The sequence below is a fragment of the Halobacterium sp. KA-6 genome (assembly GCF_021029015.1).
Lineage (GTDB): Archaea > Halobacteriota > Halobacteria > Halobacteriales > Halobacteriaceae > Halobacterium.
In genome coordinates, this window is sequence record NZ_JAJJZH010000001.1 from 198616 (window position 1) to 220613 (window position 21998).

The window sequence follows — 21998 nt, forward strand, 5'->3', positions numbered from 1 at the left end:
GCTACGGGCCGTCGAGTGTGAAAAGTTGTAGCGCTGGAGAACCGTTAGTTCTCGGCGACGATGTCGCGGACCTGCTCCTTGCGGTCCTCGTCGGTGAGGAACTTCGAGAGCGTCCACTCGAGGTCGTCGAGGACGGCGTCGAAGCCGTCGTCGGTGAGCTCGTACTGGTTCGTTCGCTTGTCGAGTTCCGACTTCTCGACGAGCCCCTTGTTGACGAGGTCGTCGAGGTTCGGGTAGAGTCGGCCGTGGTTGACTTCCTGACCGTAGTAGTCTTCGAGTTCGCGCTTGATGGCGAGACCGTAGCGCGCCTCCTCGGCGAGTACGGTGAGGATGTTCTTCTGGAACGCAGTCAGGTCGCGCACGTCCGTACGTGCAGCAGGTTGTGCCTCTGACATAGCTGACCGAAAGGCATCTGGCTATTTAACTTCTGCGAGGTGGCATTTTCCGGCCTAACGAGTGATTCGCGCAATTTTCTTCGGTGAAAACGTTGAAAAGCAGCCGTTTTCGGGGGGTCCATCGACCCTGAACGACCGTACGTTCGAGGCATGCTTTACCATACCACACCTCTTCGTACCGGGATGGAAAAGCCTATTTCCGCCCGACAAACACCGTGCGCCATGGCGAACCTCTGGGAAGACCTCGAGACTGGACCGGACGCACCCGACGTGATTTACGCGGTCGTCGAGTGCCTGAAAGGCGAGCGCAACAAGTACGAGTACGACAAGGACATCCCGGGCGTGGTGCTGGACCGCGTGCTCCACAGCAACGTCCACTACCCCTCGGACTACGGCTTCCTCCCGCAGTCGTACTACGACGACGAGGACCCCTTCGACGTGCTCGTGCTCGTCGAGGACCAGACGTTCCCCGGCTGCGTCATCGAGGCGCGCCCGGTCGCGCTGATGCGGATGGACGACGACGGCGAGAAGGACGACAAGGTCATCGCGGTGCCCGACGAGGACCCCCGCTACGACCACATCGACGACCTCGAGGACATCCCCCAGCAGCAACTCGACGAAATCGAGGAGTTCTTCGAGACGTACAAGAACCTGGAAGCCGGCAAGGAGGTCGAGACGCTCGGCTTCGAGGACGCGCAGGCGGCCAAGGACGCCATCGAGCACGCGCAGGACCTCTACGACGAGAACTTCGCGTAACGCCGCGACCTCCGATTCTCACGTTATTCGCGCCGACCAGCGGCGGCCATAACCACGAGGAATCACGCGCCGCTGCGCCGATGTGTTATGCGCATGGGTAATTATTTCTGGGGGTGAGCCGTACGAGTGAGTGTAATGGCTGCCAGTCACTCCGACTTCGGCGTTCACCACGTCACCGTCGTTCCGACGAACTTCCAGTCCGCGGACAGCGACGACGAGGACGACCGAGCGGCCGCCACGAGCACGACGGACGCCACCCACTGACCGGCTCCCACGGACCCGGCGGGACAACATACTTAACGATTCACGTGGACTCTCGGCGTAATGCTCCCCGAGGTCGGCACGGTCTCCGCGCCCGTGCTCGCGCTCGTCGCCGGTATCGTCGCAGTAGGCGGTGCCGGCGGGTACGCCGTCACTGCGGCGCTCCGACGCCGCCGCGCCGAGCCGGACGACCAGCACTTCGCGCAGCTCCGCGACACCATCGCCGGGCTCGAATCCGTCGCGCTCGTCGTCCCCGAGAACCCCAGCGTCGACGCGCTCGCGGCCGCCATCGGTCTCCGCGAACTCTGCAACGATTGGGGCGTCACCGCGCGCATTCTCGCCGAGGACGACGTCACCAGCGACGACGCGAAGGCCTTCTGTAACCTGTTCAACGTCTCGCTGGACGTCGCCGGCGACTCCGTCGACGACTACGACGGCGCGGTCGCCGTCGGCGGCGGCGGCACCGTCCCGTCGTTCGCCGGCCGACCGCCGGTCGTCGCCGTCATCCGCCACCGGCCCGCTGCCGTCGACCACTCGCTCGTGATTGCCGGCGACGAAGCCGGCTCCACGTCCACCATCGTCGCTCGGTTCGTCGAGCGCGCCGGCCGTACTCCCGAACAGGACGTCGCCACGGCGCTCCTCTACGGCATCCGCGCCGGCACCCGGGAGTTCCGGCGCGTGCGCTCCCGCGAGGACTTCCGCGCCGCGACCTTCCTCCAGGAGTTCGCCGACCAGGGCACCATCGACGCACTCCGCGCACCGGGCATGAGCGGCGAGACGTTCGACGTCATCGGGCACGCCATCGCGAACCGCGAGCGCCGCGCGAGTTTCGCGGTCACGAACGTCGGCAGCGTCCCCTCGGCGAGCGCGCTCGAAGAAGCCGCCGACACCCTCCTCCGGCTCGACGGCGTCTCCTCGGCGGCCGCGTTCGGCGTCCACGAGGACACCGTCGTTACGGCGTGTCGCGCCGACGACGTGCGCACGAGCGCGATGGACGTCCTCTCGTCGGCGTTCGACCAGACGAACGCGCTCGGCGGCGACGCCGACACCGCGACCGCGCGCGTCCCGCTCGGGCTGTTCAGCCGCGTGAGCTCCGACCAGCAGTCGACGCTCGACGAACTCATCGACGCCAGCACGCGGAAGGCGCTGTTCTCGGCGTTCGAACAGGCCTGAGGTGGCAAACGTGGCTGGTGTCGCGGACACCGGCCAGGTGCCGCCGTAAGACCAACCCTTTAGTACGTCAGCGGCGACTCGGCGTGTATGGGTCTGTTCGACCGACTCCGCGGCGACGAAGGTTCGCGGGTCGCGTTCATCGGCATCGACGGTGTCCCGTACAGCCTAATCCGGGACGAGCCCGAGACGTTCCCGAACCTCCACGACGTCATCGAATCGGGTGGCGGCGGTGCCATCGACAGTATCGTTCCGCCCGAGTCCAGCGCGTGCTGGCCGTCGCTCACGACCGGCGTCAACCCCGGCGAGACCGGCGTCTACGGGTTCCAGGACCGCGAGGTCGGCAGCTACGACACGTACGTCCCGATGGGCCGGGACGTCCAGGCCGACCGCGTCTGGGACCGCGTGACCGACGCCGGCCGGGACGCCACCGTCCTCAACGTCCCCGTCACGTTCCCGCCCCAGCGCAACGTCCAGCGCATGGTCTCGGGGTTCCTCTCCCCGGGCATCGAGAAGGGGTCGCACCCCGAGGAGGTCGGTGACTACCTCGACTCCATCGGCTACCGCATCGACACCAACGCCAAACTCGGCCACCAGGAGGACAAGACCGACTTCATCGAGGACGCCCACGAGACCATCGACGCCCGCCAGGAGGCGTTCCTGAACTACATCCGGGAGGACGACTGGGACCTCTTCTTCGGCGTGTTCATGACGACCGACCGCGTCAACCACTTCCTGTTCAAGGACTACGAGCAGGACGGCGAGAACAGCGACGAGTTCCTCGAGTTCTACGAGAAGGTCGACGAGTACATCGGCGAAATCCGCGACGAACTCGACGACGACGTGTCGCTCGTCGTCGCCTCCGACCACGGGTTCACCAGCGAGGACTACGAGGTCCACCTCAACCAGTGGCTCGAGAACGAGGGCTGGCTCTCCTTCGAGGACGAGGACCACGACAGCCTCGAAGACATCAGCGACGACACGAAGGCGTACTCGTTCATCCCCGGCCGGTTCTACATCAACCTCGAAGACCGCGAGCCCCGCGGAAGCGTCCCCGAGGACGACTACGAGGACGTGCGCGCGGAACTGAAAGAAGAGCTCCTCGCGCTGGAGGGTCCGGACGGCGAGCCGGTCGTCGACCGCGTCGTCCCGAAGGAGGAGGCCTTCGACGGCGCGCACGACGAAATCGCGCCCGACCTCGTCGCCATCCCGAACCACGGCTTCGACCTCAAGGCCGGCTTCTCCGGCGCGGACGACGTGTTCAGCGTCGGCCCGCGCAACGGCATGCACTCCTTCGAGAACGCCACGCTGCTCTCCGACGCCCCCGACGTCTCCGTCCCCGAGGGAACGGACCTCTTCGACATCACGCCGACACTGCTGGACCTCCTCGACGTCGACTTCGACGCCCGCGAGTTCGACGGCGAGACGCTCGTGTGAGCGGCTGACGCGACCGCTCTCGTACTGATTCGCTCGTTCTCGTCGCGATCCTCTCATGTTTCCGGAACATCCGACAGCCTATTGGTTCCCGTCCGGTGACTCCGACCTACCGAGATGTCCGCACAAACGCTGCTGGTGCCGGTCGTGTTCCCGGACCCGAGCGTCTACCCACTCGATGACGGCAACATCGTCGGCCTGAGCGGGTTCGACGTCGTCCTGTTCGGGTACTGGGAACTCCCGGAGGGCGTCTCCCCGGAGACCGCTCGCGCCGCTCACGAGACCGACGCCCAGGCCGTCCTCTACGAGATGGCCGCGCAGTTCAGCCGCGGCGGCGCGTCGACGTCGGTCCAACTCCACTTCGGCCGGCCCGGTGCCGAGGCGGCGGCGCTCCAGGACCGCATCGCCGAGTCGACCGACGCCGACGCGGTGCTGGTCGGCGGTCACGTCACGATGTGGGCCAACGTGCTCGTCCCCCTCCGGGACGCCCGCAGGCGGGACGAGGTCGTCACGTTCCTCTCCGGACTGGACGTAGACTCGCTGTTCACCCTCGAACTGTTCCACGCCGCCAGCGACCGCGGCGAAATCGACGCCGCGACGGAGACACTGGCGTCCGTGAAGGCAGCCCTCGTCGAACAGGGGTTCGCGGCGGACGCCGTCGACGTCACCGTCGAGGTCCACGACGACGCCGGCCGCGCAATCGCGGAGCGCGCGCAGCGACACAACCTCGTCGTCATGGGCGAAACCGAGGAACTCCCCGACGACGCGAAGTTCCTCGGCCCCGTCTCGCAGGCGGTCCTCGACCGGACCGACACGCCGGTCGTCGTCCTCCGGGAGTGACGGACGGCGAGGAGACTACGTTCGCGAGTACCGCGCTCAGAGCAGGTCGTCGAGTTCGTCGTTCTGGAAGTCTTCGGTAACCTGTTCTTCCTCGACCGACTCGCTGGCTTCCTTCGCGCGCTCCATGAACTGCTCGATGCGGTCGGAGCGCGCGATGCCCGACAACAGCACGAGCACGGCGATTTTGTCGGAGTCCAGCGGGAAGTCCCCGCCCCGGACCTGCATGCTGCGGGTCTCTTCTTCGACCCACGCGCGCGCCTTCTCGACGCCCTTCCGGGAGACGCGGTCGGCTTCGCCCGCGACGACGACCAGCGCCGCGCCCGCTTCGGTCGTTTCGGGGACGCTCATCCCCGTGAGCAGCGACTTGCGCGCCGTCGACGTGATGACGTTGACGTTCTCGCCGGCGTCGGGGGCGGCGTCCGCGCTCGCGAATCCGACCGCGGACATGTTCCCGGACTTGAGCGTGTTGATGACCTCGCTGGCGTCGACGACGCTCTCCCCGACGCCCTCGACGTTCTCGCCCGCGGCGAGCAGGATGCCGACGCGGCGCGCGATGCGCTCGTTGATGGCGTCGAACGCCTCCGTGACGCTCTCGCCGGTCTTCCGCCACGCGTCGTTGTCCACGAGCAGTGTGGAGTCGGCCTCCCGTACGAGCGTCTTCAGCGAGCGGCCGGCGTTAGCCTGGTAGATGCCGCCCTCGTCGCGGCCCGGGAGGATGCCGAGCGCGTACACCGGAATTTCGTGTACGCGCTGGAGTTCCTTCGCGAGCACGGGCGCGCCGCCGGAGCCGGTGCCGCCGCCGAGTCCGGCGACGACGAAGATGGCTTCCGTCTGTGCGTCGACGACGCCGTCGAGTTCGCCGACGACCTCGCCGAGGTCGCTCTGCATCACTTCCGCGCCGAGTTCGTTGTCCGCGCCGACGCCGTGGCCCTTCACGCGCTCCTGGCCGACTAGCACGGTGTCGATGTCGAGCGGTTCGAGGTCGGCCTTCGCGGTGTTGACTGCGAGTGCGCCACGGACGGCGTCGTAGCCGGCACGGCGGTCTTCTTCGAGGAGGGCTTCGGTGACCTTTCCGCCGGCCTGGCCGACGCCGATGAGGGCGGCTTTCATACTCCCTGCATCTCGACGGGTAGCCATCAACGTTGCGCCGCCCCGATACTTAACCGGGAGAGCGCGACCACTCCGTGGCGTGTCCGACGACGACCTCGCCGAACGGCTGCGAGCAGTAGAGCGCACGGTGACCGACGGCGACACCGTCGTCAGCGACCTCTCCGACGCGGCGGCCGTCCACGACCGAATCGACAGCGTCGAGGCAGACCTCGCCGAACTCACGGAGCGACTGGACGCGCTCGTGCTACCGACGGCCGTCGTACGCGCGCGTCCAGCGGCGCGCGGACGCTGCCCGCGAGCCGTCGAACGCCTCGAAGAGCAGCAGTCGCGCTCGGCTCGAGCCACCCGGGACAGGGCACACGCCAACGAAACTGGGGACGTTGCGCACGGCGGCCAATCGAGCAGCGACAACACACCCGCTCTCGACGCCGAGCGCACAGAGGACGACGACTCGCTTCTCGACCGCATGCGGCCGTTGCTGTGCCGTCCGAGTGGTGCTCGCCGTCACGTTCGCGCTCGCGCTCCTCGCGGCTGCCCAGCCGGCCGTCGACCACGCGACCCGAACGCGGGACAGTGCGGCGGTCAGCGCGAGTGTGGACCGCGCCGCGGACGCCGTGGGACAGCCTCTACCGCCGGAACGACCCCGGGGATACCGTCGACATCGCCTCGCGCCGCACACTCCGCCTCGAACTCCCCGAAGACGCGACGCCCGCCGTCCGCGAGGGCCCGCCGCGACTCGTCTCGAAACTCCCGGACAGCCCCGAACACTAGCGTACGCTCCCTGTGAGCGTCGCGACGCGCAGCGACGACCCGGCCCTCGACGGCCCGACGACGCTGGTGTACGTCGAGCGCGCGGACAGGCCCGTGATACTCGCGCTGCGAGGGTTTATCCGGGGAACGCGACCATCGCGTCCCATGCGTGCTCTTCTCGAACGCTTCGGGACGTACGACCCGGACTGCCGCTGTGACGCCACCCGCGACGGCAGTGCGCTCCGAGTCGACGCCAGCGGCTGTCCGGCCGGCGGCGGCAGCGGTCGCAACGGAGGCTGCTCGTATCGCCGACGCGACGCCACAGCAGCGCGACCAGTTGGCGACGCGGCTCCGCGCAGCCTCCGCGAAAGTCGCAGACAGCGAGGCGGTTCGCGTAGAGAGTAGCGTCGTGCAGGACACGGCGAACCTCGCACACCGTATCGGGGGCGCAATCGCGGAGAACGCTCTCTCCGAAGCCGGGTCGATAGCAGCGGAGAAAGCGGCGAAGCGCCTCGGCGCGGCGGACGTCGGAGCGGTACCTGCGGGGCTGCCGCTGGCGCCCGTTCCGGGATTCTGGTACGCGACGGCGAACGCGTGGTCGGTGTCCGTGCGTGGGTCATACGCCCGGTTCACGGTTCGCGCGGACGGTGGGTCGCCAGTCGGACCCGGTGAGGGAACGGCCTACGTCCGGGAGAACGCGACCGTGGCGTTCGACGTGGACGGTGACGGCGACGCGGAGCGTGTGGGACGCAACGAGCGCGTGTCGTTCGAGGTCGACGCGACGATTGGCGTGGTCGTGCCGGCGGGACCGCGCGGCGTCGGCGACGTGGACGGGAACGCGGACGAACAGTCTGCGGGGTGGTGAGTCGTCGCGGCAAGCGTAGCCTCCTTGAACGCCGAGCACGTACTGGGAAGCGTGCTAGCCGACGAAATCCAGGACGCCGAGGCAGTGACCGCCGGGGACGTTCGCGCGGAGTACGAGGCGGCGCTGGCGCGCGTCGTCGAAGCGGAGGGCGTCGACGCCGTCGCAGCCGCGTCGGGCGTCGACGCGGAACAACTCGCGGCGCTCGCCGACGGTGACTCGGTCGACCTCACCGTCGAGGAGGCCGCGGGCGTCTTCGCCGTCAGCGACGACTGGCCGGACGCCGAAGGTCTCCTGCTCGAGGTCCGTGACAACCTCATGTTGCAGATGAGTTCCGCCGTGATGGACGTGGAGTCGCTCGCCAGCGGGCTCGACGACGACTTCGACCCGAAGGAGATTCAACAGAAAATCGAGGGCCGTCAGCCGATGACGCTCGACGAGTACGCCCGCATCTACCGGCACGTCGCCAGCGAGAACCCGTACTGATGGACATCGCGATTCTGGGCTGCGGGTACGTCGGGCTCGAACTCGGCCGCCAACTCGCAACCGCCGGCCACAGTCCGGTGGGCATCCGACGCTCCGACGCGGGGCTCGCGGCGATTCGGGACGCGGGTTTCGACGCCGTGCAGGCGGACGTCACCGACGCCGACTCGCTGGCGGCAGTGCCGGACGTGGACGCCGCGGTGTTCGCGGCGAGTTCGGGCGGCCGCGGCGCGGACGCCGCTCGCGAAGTGTACGTCGAGGGCTTGCGGACGGCAATCGAGCACTTCGGCAGTCGAGAGAATGCTCCCGACCAGTTCGTCTACACGTCGAGTACGGGCGTCTACGGCGACCACGACGGCGACTGGGTGGACGAGGAGACGCCGCTCGACCCGACCACCGAGAAGACGAAGGTGCTTGTGGAAGCAGAGCGGGTCACCCGTGAGCGTGCGCCCGACTTCGGGATGGACGCGACCGTCGTGCGGTTCGCCGGCCTCTACGGCCCGGACCGCTACCGCTTGCTCCGATACCTCGACGGCCCGGTCACGGAGGGCTACCTGAACATGGTCCACCAGGAGGACGCCGCGGGCGTCGTGCGGTTCGCGCTCACTGACGACGCGGCCCACGACGCCGAGGTGCTGCTGGCGGTGGACGACGAACCGGTCTCGAAGTGGAAATTCGCGGACTGGCTCGCCGACGAGGCTGGCGTCGACCAGCCCGAGAAGCAGTCCGTCGAGGAGCGCTTGGAGGCGGGCGACCTCTCCGAGCCGGCCGAGCGTCGCCTCCGCACGAGCAAGCGCTGCTCGAACGACCGGCTCCGCGAGTTGGGCTACGACTTCGCCTATCCGACGTTCCGCGAGGGGTACCGTGCGGCCGTCGACGCGTTCCGTCGCGGGGAGTACAAGTAACGCGGCGGCGAAGACCCGGTATGGCTACTGCTGACGGGACGTTCCAGTACAAGGAGCGCTTCAGCGAGGACAAGGCGCGGACGTACTTCCGGAGCGTGCGCGACCGCGCGGTCTCCAGCGTCGGGCTCGGCACGTACCTCGGCGAGCCGACTGACGCCGTCGACGACGCCTACTACGAGACGATTCGGGCGGCCGTCGAGGGCGGCTGCAACGTCGTCGACACGGCCATCAACTACCGTCATCAGCGCAGCGAGCGCGTCGTCGGCCGCGCGCTCGACGACGCCGACGTGGACCGCGAGGAAGTGTTCCTCGCGACGAAGGGCGGGTTCGTGCCGTTCGACGAGTCCCGGCCCGAGAATCCGGGGGAGTTCGTCGCCGAGGAGTACGTCGACAGCGGGATTCTGGACGCCGACGACCTCGCGCACGGCAGCCACGCAATCGCGCCCGGCTTCATCGAGGACCAGTTGGACCGCTCGCTCCGAAACCTCGGCGTGGACAAGATCGACCTCTACTACGTCCACAACCCCGAGACGCAACTGGACGCGCGGCTCTCCGGCGCGGTCTACGACCAACTGGAGGCGACGTTCGAGCGCCTGGAGGAGCGCGTCGCTGCGGGCGACATCGAGCACTACGGCGTGGCGACGTGGGAGGCGTTCCGCGTGCCGCGCACCCACGACCACTTCCTCGACCTCGGCGAAATCATCTCGCGGGCGCGGTCGGCCGCCAAGACCGTCGGGAACACGGCGACGCACCTGCGCGCGATTCAGGTGCCGTTCAACGTCTTCATGGCGGACGCGTTCACCGTCAAATCCCAGGAAGGTCCGGAGGGCGACCAGAGCGTGCTGTGGTACGCTCACGAGGCCGGCCTGAACGTGTTCACGTCCGCGAGCCTCGCACAGGGGCAAGTCCTGGAGGGGATGCCCGACGACGTCGAGGAGAGACTCGACGGCGACACGCTCGCCCAGCAGGGCCTGAACTTCGCGCGCAGCGCGCCCGGCGTCACGTCCGCGCTCGCCGGCACAACCAGCCCGGAGCACGTTCGCGAGAACATCGCTGCCGCCACGTTCGAGCCGCTGGGCGCGGACGCCTTCGACGCGGTCTTCGAGTAGAACCACAAGAATTGACCTCGGGGGCCGCCAAGTCCGCCCGTGTCCAGTACGTCCGCCAGTGACGCGCGCCGCGTCCGGCTGTTCGGCTCGCTGTGCGCGCTCGTGTTCCTCGTGAATTTCGGGCGCGTCGTGTTCGCGCCGCTGGTCGCGCCCTTGCAAGCGGACTTCCTCGCGACCGACGCCGCCGTCGGGCTGGTGGCGACGCTGGCGTGGCTGGGGAGCGCGCTCCCGCGGCTGCCGACCGGCTGGCTGCTGACGCGCGTCGACCGCCACCACGTCGTCCTCGGGACGGGCGCGCTGCTGGCAGTGTCCTCCGCGGGGATGACGTTCGCGCCCTCCATCGAGTTCGTGATGGTCGGGGCGTTCCTCGTCGGCCTCGCGTCGGGCGCGTACTTCGTCGCCGCGAACCCGCTCATCAGCGAACTGTTCCCCGAGCGCGTCGGCCGCGTCGTCGGCGTACACGGCACCGCCTCGCAGTTGGCGGCCGCGCTCGCGCCCGTGCTCGTCGGCCGCGTCCTCCTCGAGTTCTACTCGTGGCGCGCGCCGTTCTACCTGCTGTCCGCAGCCGCAGTCGTCGTTACGGTCGTCATCTACGTGCTCGCGGGCCGCACGGACCTCCCGGAGGCCGGCGCCGCCGACCGCGACCTGCTCGGTGCGATTCGCCGCCAGTACCGCATCGTCGTGCTCGGCGTCGTCATCGTCGGCGTCGCGGGCCTCGTCTGGAACGGCTTCTTCAACTTCTACATCAAGTACCTCACCGAGACCAAGAACATCCCGAGCAGCACTGCCGAGACACTCCTCACGGTGGTGTTCGCGGCGGGCGTGCCAGCGTTCTGGTACACCGGCCGGCTCGCCGACCGGTTCCGCCACGTCCCGCTCATGCTCGCGGTGCTCGGCGGCTTCGTCGCGTCGCTGCTCGCGATGACGCTCGTCGACGGTGTCGTCGGCGTCGCGGCCGTCTCCGTGGTGCTCGGGTACGCCGTCCACAGCCTCTTCCCCGCCATCGACACGTTCCTCCTCGACAGTCTGCCGGACAGCGACCGCGCGAGCGCGTACGCCGGCTACAGTTCCGTGATGATGGTCGTGCAGGCGATGGGGAGTGTCGTCATCGGGTCGCTGGTGGGCGCCGGCTTCGCCTACGACGGCGTCTTTCAGGTCGCGGGCGTCGCGCTCGCCGCGCTCCTCGTCGTCCTCGTGGTGCTCTACCGCGGCGGCCGGCTGCCCGCTGGCGCAAGTTAGTTCCCGCCGGCGCGCCGAGCGAGGGTATGGACTACACGCAGGAGCGCGTGGCGACGCTCCACGACTACGGCGACGCCGACCCGGACGCGCCGACGGGCCGGGCGGCCGTCGTCGTCCCGATGACCGACCGCGAGTACGCCGGTCTCGCCCCGGAGCGCGTGTTCTCCGAACTCGAACGCGTCGACCCCGCGGAGGTCGTCGTACCGCTACGCGCGCCCGCCGAGCGCGTCCCCGAGTTCCGCGACTGGCTCGCCGAATTCGACGTGCCCCTGACCGTGCTCTGGTGTGACGGCCCGCGCGTCGAAGGCTTGCTCGACGACGCGGGATTGGCGGGCGAGCGCGGGAAGGGCCGGGACGTCTGGCTGGCGCTCGGGGTCGCCGCGCGCCACGACTACGTCGTCGTCCACGACGCCGACACGACCACGTACGAGGCCCGCGACGTACGGAAACTACTCTTCCCGCTCGCCGAGGGCTTCGACTTCGCGAAGGGCTACTACGCGCGCGTCGAGAACGACCGGCTGTACGGCCGGCTGTTCCGGCTATTCTACGAGCCGCTCGTGGACGCGCTCGCGGACGCCCACGACCACGAGGTGCTGGACTTCCTCGGGGCGTTCCGGTACGCGCTCGCTGGCGAGTGCGCGATGACCGCGGATATGGCGCGCGGCCTGCGCGTCCAGCGGCGCTGGGGGCTGGAAGTCGGCACGCTCGGCGAGGCGTTCCGGCTCGCCGGCACGGACGGCGCGGCGCAGGTAGATTTGGGGCGCTACGAGCACGATCACCGCGCGGTCTCCGGCCCGACGGGGCTCTCGGAGATGAGCGAGGGCGTCGGCGCGGCGCTGTTCCGCGCCGTCGAGGACGCGGGCGTAGCCGTGGACTACGACGCGCTCGCCGACCGCTACCTCGACGCGGCCGACCGGTTCGTGCGGGCGTACGGCGCGGACGCCGCGTTCAACGACCTCGACTACGACGGCGAACAGGAACGCGCGCAGACACGGACGTACGCCGACGCCATCGCCGAGCCCGGCGCGGACACGCGGCTGCCCGCGTGGACCGACACCAGCCTCGACGCGGGCGACGTGGCCGCGGCGGCCGCCGCGGACGCCGAGGAGGCCGCCGCGACAGCGGGAGATTCAAGCGACTCCGCGACCGACGGGGAGCCGTGAACGGCGACGAACTCGCGGGCGTCGTGGACCTCTTCGGCGCGCTCACCCGAGACGAGCTCCACGACGCGCTCGAAGAACTGGCGTTCAAGCGCGGCGACGACTTCGACGCCGACGCCGCCGACGAGGCCGTGATGGACGCGCTCCGCGAGTACTACCTCGTGGCCGTCGACCGCGAGGACGGCGACCGCGTGCTCGTCCCGGGCCCGGTCGCGTTCCCCGAACTCCCCGAGAACGCGGTCGACCTCCCGCACATCCTGGACGTCGAGTCCCGGGACCTCGACCGCGAAACGCTCGCGGACGCGGTGCGCGCGCGCCTCGAATCGGACGTCTCTGACGCCGACGACGAGCGTGCACGCTACCTCGTGGACGTGACCTACGACGCGGAAGCGTGGGCACCCGTCGACCTCGCGGACGTACGCGACGCGCTGACCGAGTGAGCGGGACTGCGCGTGAGTTAAGAGTGTCGCGGTGCTTCCCCCGCGTATGGACCTGTCGCGGGTCGCCGCCCACCAGCCGGCACGGGTCACCGACGAGGACCGCGACGCCGCGGTACTCGTTCCCGTCGTCGAGCGCGAGGACGGCCCGGCACTGGTGTTCACGAAGCGCGCCGACCACCTCGGTGAGCACCCCGGGCAGATGAGTTTCCCGGGCGGCGGCCGCGAACCGAGCGACGACGACCTCCGGGAGACGGCGGCCCGCGAGGCGTACGAGGAAATCAGCCTGCTGCCCGAAGAACTCTCCTACGAGGGGCAACTCGACGACATCGCCACCGTCACTGGGTACTCCGTGACGCCGTTCGTCGCGCGCGTCCCGGACCGCGAGTTCGTCCCCGACGAGCGCGAGGTCGACGAGGTCGTCGTGCTCTCGCTGGCGGACCTCACGGACCCCGACAACTACGAGGTCGAGAAGCGCATCCACCCCTCCTACGGCGAAGCCATCGTCCACTTCTTCCACGTCGACGGCTACACCGTCTGGGGGGCGACCGGCCGCATTCTCGTGCAGTTCCTCGACCTCGCGTGCGGGTGGACGCCACCCGACCGCGAGCCCGAAGTCGTCGAAGTCGACCCGGACGACTGACGCGCCTCTTACTCGACGGTGACGAGGAACGTCTTCCCGCCGCGGCGCTCGAGGAACGCCTCCTCGTGGGTGTCGGCGTAGGCGGCGACGCCCGCGGCGGTCATCTCCGAGACTTCGATGCGGCGCTCGGGGCTATCGGCGGTCGACTGCGAGCGGCGTCGGTGCTGCAGTGCCATACATCCGTAATTCGGTGCTACCCGCTTGAACCCCACCCGTGCACGGTGAAAGTGAAACTGACGGACTGCGCCGGCCTCCCCGGTTCGCGGCAGTTATGCCGGTCGCGGTGCATCCGCCGGCATGGACGAGTTCAGCGACGCCGACGACGACCGCGGCGCGGGCCGCTCCGTCGCGGTCGTCGGTGCCGGTGCGGTCGGCCTGACCGCCGCCCACGACCTCGCAGCGCGCGGCGCATCCGTCACCGTCTACGAGCGCGGCCAGGTCGCCGGCGAGAGCACGGGCCGCGCCGCGGGCATCCTCTACGACGCCTACGCCGAGGACGTGGACGCGCGCATCGCCGCGCGCGCCATCGAGCGCTTCCGCACACTCTCGGGCACGGGCGAGTTCGAGTTTCGGGAGACGCCGTACCTCTGGTTCGTCACCGAACCCGGCCGGAAAGCCGACGCCATCCGCGAGCAAGTCGACGGGATGCAGCGCAACGACCGCCGCGTCGAACGCGTACACCCAGACGACCTCGCTGCGGAATTCCCCGCGCTCCGTACCGAGGACGTGGTCGAGGCCGCCATCTCGCACAACGCCGGGGTCGCGGACACCGCCGCGTACGCCGACACTCTCGCAAAATTGGCGGTCGAGACAGGCGTCGACCTCCGCGAGCACACGGCCGCGAGCGTCGCGCTCGACCCACCGCGCGTGAACGAGACTGACTACGACGCCGTGCTCGTCGCAGCAGGTGCGCACACCGCCCGCGTGCTCTCGGATGCCGGCGTCTCGATTCCGCTGAAGCCGTACCGCGTGCAGGCGCTCACCGCCGACTTTTCGGGGGAAATTCCGACGCTCTACGACGCGACTGAGGGCTACTACGCGCGCCCACACCCCGAGGGCGTGCTCGCTGGCGACGGCACCGAGGAGGTCGAAGCCGACCCCGAGACGTACGACCGCGACGGCGACGGCTGGTTCGTCGACGCGATGCGCGAGCGACTCGCTGACCGCATTCCGGGCTACGAGCCCGACGTTCGCCGTGCGTGGGCGGGCCTCTGTACCGCCACTCCGGACCGCGACCCGCTGCTCGGCGAACTCGCCGACGGTCTCTACGTCGCGGCCGGCTGGCAGGGCCACGGCTTCATGCGCGCGCCAGCGACCGGCGAAGCAGTCGCGGAAGAAATCCTGGGCGGGGAGGGCGTCCCCGCGTTCGACCCGTCGCGCTTCGACGGCGACGAAGTGTTCGAGGTCGTCGAAGGGATGACCGTCGAGTGAGGCGCGCTACTCCTCGTCTTCGTCCGCGTCGTCCGGCGTCGTCACGTCCACTTCGGTGCCCTCGGGTTCGCCCTTCGGGAGGAAGACGTACAGCGCACCGTTGTCGCGCAGTTCCGCACGCGCCTCGTCGGCGTCAACGACGGCGTCCTCGGGGAGTTCGGCGCGGCCGTCGAGCTTCAGGCCGCGACCCGGGAACACCATCTCGAAGCCGTCGCGGAACTCCCGGAAGCGGTCGACGCGGACCTCGACCGCGCCGCCGACGTAGTTCACCTGCACGTCGCTGGCGGTCGCGCCCGGCGCGTCGAACACCACGAGGTACTCGTCGTCGCTCTCGAGGACGTCCACCGGCAGCGGCGACTCCTCCTGCATCTGGGAGGCCGCGCGGCCCAGCCGCTCGAAGACGGCGTCGCCGACGCTCTCCGCGAACTCGCGTGCCCTCATAACTCGATGCGCTCCAGGCAGTCAGTGCCACCACACAGCGGACACTGCAGGTCCTCGATGGTGAGGTCCTCGCTGACGTCGTACGTGTAGTGGTTCTCGAACATGTCCAGCTCGCAGTCGTCGCTCGTGCACTTCAGTTCCTCAGTAGCGGGCATACGCGGTCGTTGGAGCGGCGAGTGCAAAAAGGGGCGGGCCGCGGTGAGAACGACTGCTGGCGGCCGCCTCCACAAGACGAAAGTACTGCGGCGTCGGTTCGTGAGTCATGCCTTCGGTCCGCGCGCCGCGACTCGTCCTCCTCGCCAGCGTGCTCGCGGGCGTCGCGAACACCGTCCTCTTCCCGCTGCGCAACCCCGAACAGGTCGCGCTCGCGACGGACGTATACTACTACTCGGCGCGCGCCGCGCTTCGCGGCGCGGACTTCTACGCCGTCAACCCTATCGGGCAGGCCGGCTTCCGGTACCCGCCCGCGGTCGTGCTCGCGTTCGTCCCGCACGCCGCACTCGGCGACCCCGTGCTCGCGTATGCGCTCCAGTGGCTCCTGAACCTCGCTGCGCTCGGGGGACTCGCCGTGCTCGTGATTCGTGCGGTCGAACGTGCAGGCGTCGCTCTCACTACGCTCGACCGCGTGCTTCTCGCGACCACCGTCTTTCTCGTCGGCCCCGTCGGCGTCAACCTCGTCATGGGACAGGTGAATCCGCTGCTCGCGCTCGGCCTCGCGGGCGGCGCCGTCCTCCTCGAACGCGACCGCGACGCGGCCGCCGGCGCGGCGTTCGGGCTGGTCGCGCTCGTGAAACTGTTCCCCGCGCTCGTCGGCGTCTGGCTGCTCCGCCGGCGCGCGTGGCGCGCCATCGCCGCCGCCACTGTGACGGGGGTCGCCGGCCTCGCCGTGGGCCTGCTCGCCTTCGGTCCGGACGCCTCGGTCACGTACGTCACCGAGACGCTCGCGGGCGAGACCGCGGTCGCGTCGTTCGCGGGCGGCCCGGACCCGACTGCGCCGTTCGTCACGATTCGCCGGCAGTTAGCCGTGCTCGCACCCGGACTCCCCTCGTCGTGGCTGCTGCCGGTCGGCGCGCTCGTGCTCGCACCCGTCTTCGCCGGCGTGAACCGCGTGGTCGCGGACCTCCGCAGCCGCCTCGTCGCGCTCCAGGGGACGCTGCTTGCGACGCTCCTTTTGCTCCCACTGGAGCCGTTCTACGTCATCCTCGTCCTGTTTCCGCTGCTCCCGCTTCTCTACGCGCTCGACGACGGCTGGCCGCGGCGACTCTTCCTCGCCGGCGCGCTCCTGCTGCTGGTTCCGGTCACGTGGGCGAGCGTCACCTCGGTGACGGCCGTGCTGCCAGCAGGCGCCGCTAGCGTCGTCCGGGACGCAGCGACCGGCCTGTTCTCCTTCGTGCTTCCGCCGACGATTGGCGCGTGGCTCGTGCTCGCGGGCTGCCTGCTGTACCAGCACCGGGCGGCCACCGAGCGGGCGAACGGTTTTGTTTGACCCGCGGCGTGTCGAGGTATGGGCTTCGAGACCGTCTACGGCGTTGACTTCAGCGGTGCGCGCGAGGCCGGCGAGAACATCTGGGTCTCGGAGGTAGACGTGACCGACGACGACCCGACGCTCGTTCGCTGTCGTCCCGCGGTAGAGGCCCTCGAATCGCACTACTCTGGAGTTCCGACGACGAACCGCGAAGCCACGCTCGACGCGCTGGTCTCGTTCGTCGAGTCCTGTCAGTCCGAGTCGGTCGTCGGGTTCGACTTCCCGTTCTCGGTTCCGGAGCGAGTCGCGCGCGGCGCGTTCGACGCCGACACGTGGGAGGGCGTCCTCGACGGCGTCGCGGACTGTGCGGACGCCGACACGTACGCCGAGACGTGTGCCGAGTGGGCGCGCGAGCACACCGACGGCACCTACCTGAAGCGCGAGACTGACGCTGAGTGGGGCGCGTTCTCCCCTTATCACTTCTTCGTGAACGCGCAGGCGTACTACGGGATGGCGGATGTCCTCGCGAACGTCCGCGACGAGACGACGGTCGCGCCATTCGACGAGCGTAGCAGCGGGCCGGTCGTCGCGGAAGTCTATCCCGCCGCAACGCTGGACGTGCTCGGACTCTGCCGAGAGGGATACAAGGGTAACGACCCAGGCGAGCAACGCCGTCGCGAACGGAATTTGGCGGGGCTCACGGAACACGCCAACCTGTCCGTTCACCCCGCAGTCCGCGAGCAAATCGTCGAGGATGCCGAAGGCGACGCGCTCGACAGCCTCGCCGCCGCAGTCGCCGTGTATCGAAACGTCGGCGAGTTCGACTACGGCACGGGCAACGTCGAGGGCCGCATCTACGTGTAGTTACGTTCTTACGCGTCGAAGCCCAACGCTGGTGTATGATTGACCCCGCGGAGTTGGACGTGACGCTCGTCGACGGCTACGTCGACGAGCCGGCGCACTTCGGGGTGCCGCCGTACATCTCCACGTATCCGCGGTACGCGGCCGGCGCGCTCGTGGACGCTGGCGTCCCCGAGGACCGCATTACGTACCACACCATCGACGAACTCCGCGAGGACAAGTCGAAGTTCAACGACGTCGCCGACGCCGACCTCTTCGTCTACGTCGGCGGGATGACCGTCCCCGGGAAGTACGTCGGTGGGACGCCCGCCGAGCCCGACGAAGTCCGCGAGATGGCGTGGGTCGCGGAGGGCACGAGCATCATGGGCGGGCCCGTGCGGTTCGGCGTCGGCGAGGAGAACGCGGGCGCACAGGAGATGGAGCGCTCGGACCTCGACTTCGACTTCCTCGCGATGGCGGACGTCGAGGCCGCCGTCTACGACCTCGTGAGCAACGGCCTCGAAGGGTTCGAGGACCGCTACCGCGACAACGAGGAAATCGACCGGTGGGGCGCGAAGGGCGCGTTCGTCGTCGAACAGCATCCGAACTACCCCGACTACCTCATCTGCGAGATGGAGACCTCGCGGGGCTGCGCGTACCGCTGTTCGTTCTGCACGGAGCCGATGTACGGTGACCCCGGCTTCCGGAGCGCGCAGAGCGTCGTGCGGGAGGTCGGGAACCTCTACGACCACGGCGCGCGCCACTTCCGGCTCGGCCGGCAGGCCGACATCCTCGCGTTCGGTGGGGACGGCGAAGCGCCGAATCCGGACGCGCTCCGGCGGCTCTACGGCGGCATCCGGGAGGTCGCGCCCGACCTAGAGACGCTGCACCTCGACAACATGAACCCGGTGACCATCGTGGACTACCCCGAGAAGTCCCGAGAGGCCATCCGCATCATCGCCGAGCACAACACCGCCGGCGACACCGCGGCGTTCGGTCTCGAATCGGCGGACCCCGTGGTACAGGAGGAGAACAACCTCCTCGTGTCCGCCGAGGAGTGCCTCGAGGCGGTGCGCGTCGTCAACGAGGTCGGCGGCTGGCGACCCGGCGAGTCCCCCGAGGACGCGCCCACTTGGGGCGACGAAGCCACCAATCGGCTGCCGAAGATTCTGCCCGGAATCAACCTCGTGCACGGCTTGACGGGCGAGCGCGAGGAGACGTTCGCGCACAACAAGCGCTTCCTCCAGAGTGTGCTCGACGAGGGGCTGATGTTGCGCCGCATCAACATCCGGCAGGTGATGGCGTTCGAGGGCACCGACATGGCCGAGACGGGCGCCCAGCTCGCCGAGGACCACAAACAGCAGTTCAAGCGCTACAAGCAGGACGTGCGGGAGAACATCGACAACGCGATGCTGAACCGCGTGGTGCCGCCGGGCACGCTCCTGAAGGATATCCACCTGGAGTACCACCAGGATGGGAAGACGTTCGGCCGGCAGTTGGGGACGTACTCGCTGCTCGTGGGGATTCCCGGCGAGCGCGAACTCGGGCAGACCATCGACGTCGCGGTCACCGACCACGGCTACCGCTCGGTGACGGGCGTCCCGCACCCGCTTGACGTCAACGAGGCGTCGATGGACGAACTCACGGCGATTCCCGGCATCGGGTCGTCGACGGCCGGCGACCTGCTCGTCGACCGGCCTCACGACTCCGCGCCGAGCGTCGAGGACGCGGACCTCGCGAAGTTCACGCAATAAAGGGTTCGCAGAGCAGAGCGGCGCTCAGTACTCGTCTTCGATGATTTCGCCGACCGCGAAGTTCGACTTCACTTCGGTCACTTCGACTTTCACGCGCTCGCCGATTTCGGCGTCCGGTACGATGATGACGTAGCCGCGTTCGACGCGCGCGATGCCGTCGCCCTGCTTGCCGATGTCCTCGATTTCGACGTACCGAATCTCGCCCTCCTCGACGGGGGGCTGGGGTTCGGACTCGGCGGGCTCGCTCGTCGTCTCGGTCTCGGTCCTGGTCTCGGCTTCGGCCTGCGAGATGAGCGCGACGCGGTAGACGTCGCCGGGTTCGACGGAGCCGGCTTCGACTTCGCTCCGCGGGATTTCGACGACGTACTCGTCGTCCTTGACAGTCACTTCCGCACTGAACAGACAGAGGAGTTGGTCAGAGATTTCCATGACGGGCCTCCATTCGTGCGTGTCGGCCCCGTGACTTAATCGTTGCCACGGCCCCGCCACGCGACGACCGCCCGTTCAGTCCTCGTAGGCCGTCCCGTCCGGGCGTTTCGCGCCCTCGGAGTCGTGCACGACCGTCTCGTCGGGACCGGGACTCGCGGGCTCGTAGTTGTCCCGGACTGCCATGGCTTCCTCGATGTCGCGCACCGCCCGTTCCTTCAGGGCTGCCGCCAGCGATTCGGCGTCCTCTCGGGAGATGTCCCGTCCGAGTCCCTCGCACTCGTGAGCGCGCACCATTCCGGATTCGTCCACCGCCTCGCCCATCGGCTGGCTCGTCCCACCGAGCGCGACGCTGAACGGGTACGTCTCGCAGATGAGCGGCCGGCTGTCGTGGACCGTGCACGCTCCGGTTCCGTCCTCGTCCTCCTCGTAGAACGTGCAGTCCCCGCAGGCAGCGGTCTGGAGCGCCCACTCGAACGTCTCGCCCGTGCCGTCCTCGTCGAGCCCGTACGGCATCGGACGCGCAATCTCGCGCCAGTCGCGCTCTGTTGCGTCCTCCAGTTCCCGGACTTCGTCGGGGAACACGGTCGCCGTGTGCGGGTCGTCGTCCTCGCTCTTACAGCACGCCCCACACCGCGTGCACTCGAAGCCGATGGCCTCGATGGCGTCCGCCAACTCGGACACGTCGAGGTCCCGCGCGCGTTCGAGTTCGACTTCGAGCTCCTCCATGGCCGTGGGTTGGCAGCGAGTGCGGAAAAGATTCGCGGGCTAGGTATCGACTCATTACTCTCCTCCGTTGGCCCCGTCGACGCTTCCTCGAAAGCCCCCTCCCGCTCGGCGGCTGCGAACCGCGCTGCGCGCGCTCGCTTCGCTCGCGTGCTTGCGGGTTCTCGCTCGCCGACCGGTCGGCCCCTTTCGGATTTCCCGCCCTACCGGTTGGTTCTCAGGCGCTCGGACCGTTGGCTCGCTGGCTACTGCCGGTCGGCCGGCGGGCGGGCGCGTTCGCCGTCCCACTCGACGTGGCCCTCGACGGCGAGCTTCTGGAGGTGTGCGCGGACGACCTTCGCGGCGAGGCTGCGGGCGTCGCCGAGCGCTTTCTCGTAGGCGGCGTCGAGAATCTCGTCGACGGTCTCGGCCCCGGACTCGACGGCCGCACGGACGCTGCGCTCGCGGTCGCGGCGGTGGAAGTACGTCTCGCGGATGCGCTCGTCGGGATTCCGGATTGGGTCGCCGTGGCCGGGGTAGAGGGTGTCGAAGTCGCGGGCGAGCAGGCGGCGCAGGGACGCGAGGTACGTGCGCACGTCGCCGTCCGGCGTGCCGACGAAGACGCTGCCGTCCGCGAATACGAGGTCGCCAGTGACGGCTTCGTCGTCCGCGACGAACGCGACGTGGTCGGGTGCGTGGCCGGGCGTCGCCAGCACGGAGACGCCGGTGTCTGCGATGGTGTCGCCGGGGCGGAACAGTCGGTCGGGTTCGACGCCGGTTGCGTCCGCGAAGCGCTCGGGGAACGACGCGTGCGCCCAGACGGTCGCGTCGGCTTCGGACGCGTAGTCGGCAACGGCGTCGACGTGGTCAGGGTGCGTGTGCGTGACGGCGACGTGCTCGACTTCGTTGGCGGCGTCGTCGAGTTCAGGTGTGCGGCCAGCAGGGTCGACGAGCAAGTGCTCGTCGTCGCCGAGGACGTAGGCGTTCGTCGCGCCACCGGGAACCGGCGCTTCGACTGGAACGGCGTAGCGCGCTATCACGGGTGCAGAGACGAGACCTGCGAGGAAAAGCCGGCGGTTAGTCGTCGAGGAAGTACACTTGCTTGCGGGCGTCCTGGAAGCTGTAGCGGGAGCCGACGAGGTCCGCGTCGTCGAGGCGGTTGAGGGCGTACCGGACGGTGCGGTCCGGGAGCAGGGACTCCTCGGCGAGCTGGCCCTGCGAGAGCGGCGCGTCGATTTCGAGGACCTTCGCGACGAGTTTCGCGCTCGGCGGGAGCTCGCGGAGGCGCTCGCGGAATTCTTCGTCGTCCTGAATGAGTGACCCGTGTTCCGTGGCGGACGTGCTCATGGAACTCCCTCACATACTGAGGGAGGTAAAGGTTG

Annotated in this window: 29 protein-coding genes and 1 pseudogene; 19 read left to right on the top strand and 11 right to left on the bottom strand. The window is 69.0% G+C overall.

Annotated features, from left to right (window positions below):
* Positions 1 to 44: 44 nt before the first annotated feature.
* Positions 45 to 395, bottom strand: a complete 351-nt coding sequence (locus LPA46_RS01160) for a PadR family transcriptional regulator (RefSeq protein ID WP_059055725.1) — start codon at positions 393 to 395, stop codon at positions 45 to 47.
* A gap of 222 nt (positions 396 to 617) precedes the next feature.
* Here LPA46_RS01160 and LPA46_RS01165 point away from each other — a divergent pair, with 222 nt between their 5' ends.
* The 5 genes from LPA46_RS01165 (at position 618) to LPA46_RS01180 (ending at position 4856) form a co-directional block, all read left to right on the top strand.
* Positions 618 to 1151 (top strand): inorganic diphosphatase, encoded by a 534-nt coding sequence (locus LPA46_RS01165; protein WP_230891009.1) that lies wholly within the window; start codon positions 618 to 620, stop codon positions 1149 to 1151.
* 135 nt (positions 1152 to 1286) lie between these two features.
* Positions 1287 to 1415, top strand: a complete 129-nt coding sequence (locus LPA46_RS18740; RefSeq protein WP_269073536.1) for a hypothetical protein — start codon at positions 1287 to 1289, stop codon at positions 1413 to 1415.
* Positions 1416 to 1475: 60 nt separating this feature from the next.
* On the top strand, positions 1476 to 2585 hold the full coding sequence (locus tag LPA46_RS01170) for a DHH family phosphoesterase (RefSeq protein WP_230887800.1): 1110 nt from the start codon (positions 1476 to 1478) through the stop codon (positions 2583 to 2585).
* Between the two features lie 87 nt (positions 2586 to 2672).
* Positions 2673 to 4019 carry an alkaline phosphatase family protein gene (locus tag LPA46_RS01175; protein ID WP_230887799.1) on the top strand — a complete coding sequence of 449 codons (1347 nt, stop codon included), beginning with the start codon at positions 2673 to 2675 and terminating at the stop codon, positions 4017 to 4019.
* Between the two features lie 114 nt (positions 4020 to 4133).
* Entirely contained in the window at positions 4134 to 4856 is a 723-nt protein-coding gene (locus LPA46_RS01180) for a universal stress protein (protein WP_230891010.1), read from the top strand.
* Positions 4857 to 4892: 36 nt separating this feature from the next.
* On the opposite strand, the gene LPA46_RS01185 is transcribed toward LPA46_RS01180, so the two are convergent.
* The gene (locus tag LPA46_RS01185) at positions 4893 to 5966 is read right to left on the bottom strand and encodes a tubulin/FtsZ family protein (RefSeq protein ID WP_230891011.1); all 1074 of its coding nucleotides are present in this window, start codon (positions 5964 to 5966) and stop codon (positions 4893 to 4895) included.
* Between LPA46_RS01185 and LPA46_RS19065 the strand changes: the two are divergent.
* Positions 5950 to 6147, top strand: a pseudogene (locus LPA46_RS19065) (hypothetical protein); the annotation flags it as partial. The gene LPA46_RS01185 and the pseudogene LPA46_RS19065 sit on opposite strands and share 17 nt — an antisense overlap.
* A gap of 63 nt (positions 6148 to 6210) precedes the next feature.
* Here LPA46_RS19065 and LPA46_RS01190 read toward each other — a convergent pair.
* A complete protein-coding gene (locus LPA46_RS01190) occupies positions 6211 to 6474 on the bottom strand; it encodes a hypothetical protein (protein ID WP_230891012.1) in 264 nt (87 codons plus the stop codon).
* Positions 6475 to 6557: 83 nt separating this feature from the next.
* Between LPA46_RS01190 and LPA46_RS01195 the strand changes: the two genes are divergently transcribed.
* Positions 6558 to 6737 carry a hypothetical protein gene (locus LPA46_RS01195; RefSeq protein WP_230891013.1) on the top strand — a complete coding sequence of 60 codons (180 nt, stop codon included), beginning with the start codon at positions 6558 to 6560 and terminating at the stop codon, positions 6735 to 6737.
* Here LPA46_RS01195 and LPA46_RS01200 read toward each other — a convergent pair.
* Positions 6734 to 6883, bottom strand: a complete 150-nt coding sequence (locus LPA46_RS01200) for a hypothetical protein (RefSeq protein ID WP_230891014.1) — start codon at positions 6881 to 6883, stop codon at positions 6734 to 6736. The two genes, LPA46_RS01195 and LPA46_RS01200, sit on opposite strands and share 4 nt — an antisense overlap.
* 2 nt (positions 6884 to 6885) lie before the next feature.
* On the opposite strand from LPA46_RS01200, the gene LPA46_RS01205 reads away from it, so the two are divergent.
* Genes LPA46_RS01205 through LPA46_RS01240 form a run of 8 tightly spaced genes read left to right on the top strand, consistent with a single transcriptional unit; the run spans position 6886 to position 13554 of the window.
* On the top strand, positions 6886 to 7581 hold the full coding sequence (locus LPA46_RS01205) for a DUF7286 family protein (protein ID WP_230891015.1): 696 nt from the start codon (positions 6886 to 6888) through the stop codon (positions 7579 to 7581).
* Positions 7582 to 7632: 51 nt separating this feature from the next.
* Positions 7633 to 8064: a DUF5791 family protein gene (locus LPA46_RS01210; RefSeq protein WP_230891016.1), complete on the top strand. Its 432-nt coding sequence runs from the start codon at positions 7633 to 7635 to the stop codon at positions 8062 to 8064.
* On the top strand, positions 8064 to 8966 hold the full coding sequence (locus LPA46_RS01215) for an SDR family oxidoreductase (RefSeq protein ID WP_230891017.1): 903 nt from the start codon (positions 8064 to 8066) through the stop codon (positions 8964 to 8966). Before LPA46_RS01210 ends, LPA46_RS01215 begins: the two co-directional genes overlap by 1 nt.
* A gap of 20 nt (positions 8967 to 8986) precedes the next feature.
* A complete protein-coding gene (locus LPA46_RS01220; RefSeq protein ID WP_230891018.1) occupies positions 8987 to 10075 on the top strand; it encodes an aldo/keto reductase in 1089 nt (362 codons plus the stop codon).
* Positions 10076 to 10114: 39 nt separating this feature from the next.
* Positions 10115 to 11314 carry an MFS transporter gene (locus tag LPA46_RS01225; protein WP_230891019.1) on the top strand — a complete coding sequence of 400 codons (1200 nt, stop codon included), beginning with the start codon at positions 10115 to 10117 and terminating at the stop codon, positions 11312 to 11314.
* A gap of 26 nt (positions 11315 to 11340) precedes the next feature.
* Positions 11341 to 12477, top strand: a complete 1137-nt coding sequence (locus LPA46_RS01230; protein ID WP_230891020.1) for a glycosyl transferase family 2 — start codon at positions 11341 to 11343, stop codon at positions 12475 to 12477.
* A complete protein-coding gene (locus LPA46_RS01235) occupies positions 12474 to 12914 on the top strand; it encodes a DUF7109 family protein (protein ID WP_230891021.1) in 441 nt (146 codons plus the stop codon). Before LPA46_RS01230 ends, LPA46_RS01235 begins: the two co-directional genes overlap by 4 nt.
* A gap of 46 nt (positions 12915 to 12960) precedes the next feature.
* Positions 12961 to 13554: an NUDIX hydrolase gene (locus LPA46_RS01240; RefSeq protein ID WP_230891022.1), complete on the top strand. Its 594-nt coding sequence runs from the start codon at positions 12961 to 12963 to the stop codon at positions 13552 to 13554.
* An 8-nt stretch (positions 13555 to 13562) separates the two neighbouring features.
* Here the strand turns inward: LPA46_RS01240 and LPA46_RS01245 are convergent, their stop codons facing one another.
* The gene (locus tag LPA46_RS01245) at positions 13563 to 13730 is read right to left on the bottom strand and encodes a hypothetical protein (protein WP_230887786.1); all 168 of its coding nucleotides are present in this window, start codon (positions 13728 to 13730) and stop codon (positions 13563 to 13565) included.
* Positions 13731 to 13851: 121 nt separating this feature from the next.
* On the opposite strand from LPA46_RS01245, the gene LPA46_RS01250 reads away from it, so the two are divergent.
* Positions 13852 to 14985: an NAD(P)/FAD-dependent oxidoreductase gene (locus LPA46_RS01250; RefSeq protein ID WP_230891023.1), complete on the top strand. Its 1134-nt coding sequence runs from the start codon at positions 13852 to 13854 to the stop codon at positions 14983 to 14985.
* A gap of 6 nt (positions 14986 to 14991) precedes the next feature.
* Here the strand turns inward: LPA46_RS01250 and LPA46_RS01255 are convergent, their stop codons facing one another.
* Entirely contained in the window at positions 14992 to 15426 is a 435-nt protein-coding gene (locus LPA46_RS01255; RefSeq protein WP_230887784.1) for an Hsp20/alpha crystallin family protein, read from the bottom strand.
* Positions 15423 to 15581 carry a DUF7559 family protein gene (locus LPA46_RS01260; RefSeq protein ID WP_169793380.1) on the bottom strand — a complete coding sequence of 53 codons (159 nt, stop codon included), beginning with the start codon at positions 15579 to 15581 and terminating at the stop codon, positions 15423 to 15425. Before LPA46_RS01260 ends, LPA46_RS01255 begins: the two co-directional genes overlap by 4 nt.
* Before the next feature lie 107 nt (positions 15582 to 15688).
* Here LPA46_RS01260 and LPA46_RS01265 point away from each other — a divergent pair, with 107 nt between their 5' ends.
* From LPA46_RS01265 to LPA46_RS01275, 3 genes are read left to right on the top strand one after another with little or no spacing between them, the layout of a single operon-like run.
* Entirely contained in the window at positions 15689 to 16912 is a 1224-nt protein-coding gene (locus LPA46_RS01265) for a glycosyltransferase family 87 protein (protein ID WP_230891024.1), read from the top strand.
* Positions 16913 to 16930: 18 nt separating this feature from the next.
* Positions 16931 to 17755: a DUF429 domain-containing protein gene (locus LPA46_RS01270; protein WP_230891025.1), complete on the top strand. Its 825-nt coding sequence runs from the start codon at positions 16931 to 16933 to the stop codon at positions 17753 to 17755.
* A gap of 35 nt (positions 17756 to 17790) precedes the next feature.
* The gene (locus LPA46_RS01275) at positions 17791 to 19485 is read left to right on the top strand and encodes a radical SAM protein (RefSeq protein ID WP_230891026.1); all 1695 of its coding nucleotides are present in this window, start codon (positions 17791 to 17793) and stop codon (positions 19483 to 19485) included.
* Between the two features lie 24 nt (positions 19486 to 19509).
* On the opposite strand, the gene LPA46_RS01280 is transcribed toward LPA46_RS01275, so the two are convergent.
* From LPA46_RS01280 to LPA46_RS01295, 4 genes are all read right to left on the bottom strand, one after another.
* On the bottom strand, positions 19510 to 19914 hold the full coding sequence (locus tag LPA46_RS01280) for a TRAM domain-containing protein (protein WP_230891027.1): 405 nt from the start codon (positions 19912 to 19914) through the stop codon (positions 19510 to 19512).
* A gap of 75 nt (positions 19915 to 19989) precedes the next feature.
* Positions 19990 to 20640, bottom strand: coding sequence for a YkgJ family cysteine cluster protein (locus tag LPA46_RS01285; protein ID WP_230891028.1), 651 nt, complete (start codon positions 20638 to 20640; stop codon positions 19990 to 19992).
* Positions 20641 to 20882: 242 nt separating this feature from the next.
* Positions 20883 to 21656 (bottom strand): MBL fold metallo-hydrolase, encoded by a 774-nt coding sequence (locus LPA46_RS01290; protein ID WP_230891029.1) that lies wholly within the window; start codon positions 21654 to 21656, stop codon positions 20883 to 20885.
* Between the two features lie 37 nt (positions 21657 to 21693).
* Complete coding sequence (locus LPA46_RS01295) at positions 21694 to 21963, bottom strand: MarR family transcriptional regulator (RefSeq protein ID WP_230891030.1); 270 nt, start codon at positions 21961 to 21963, stop codon at positions 21694 to 21696.
* Positions 21964 to 21998: the final 35 nt, after the last annotated feature.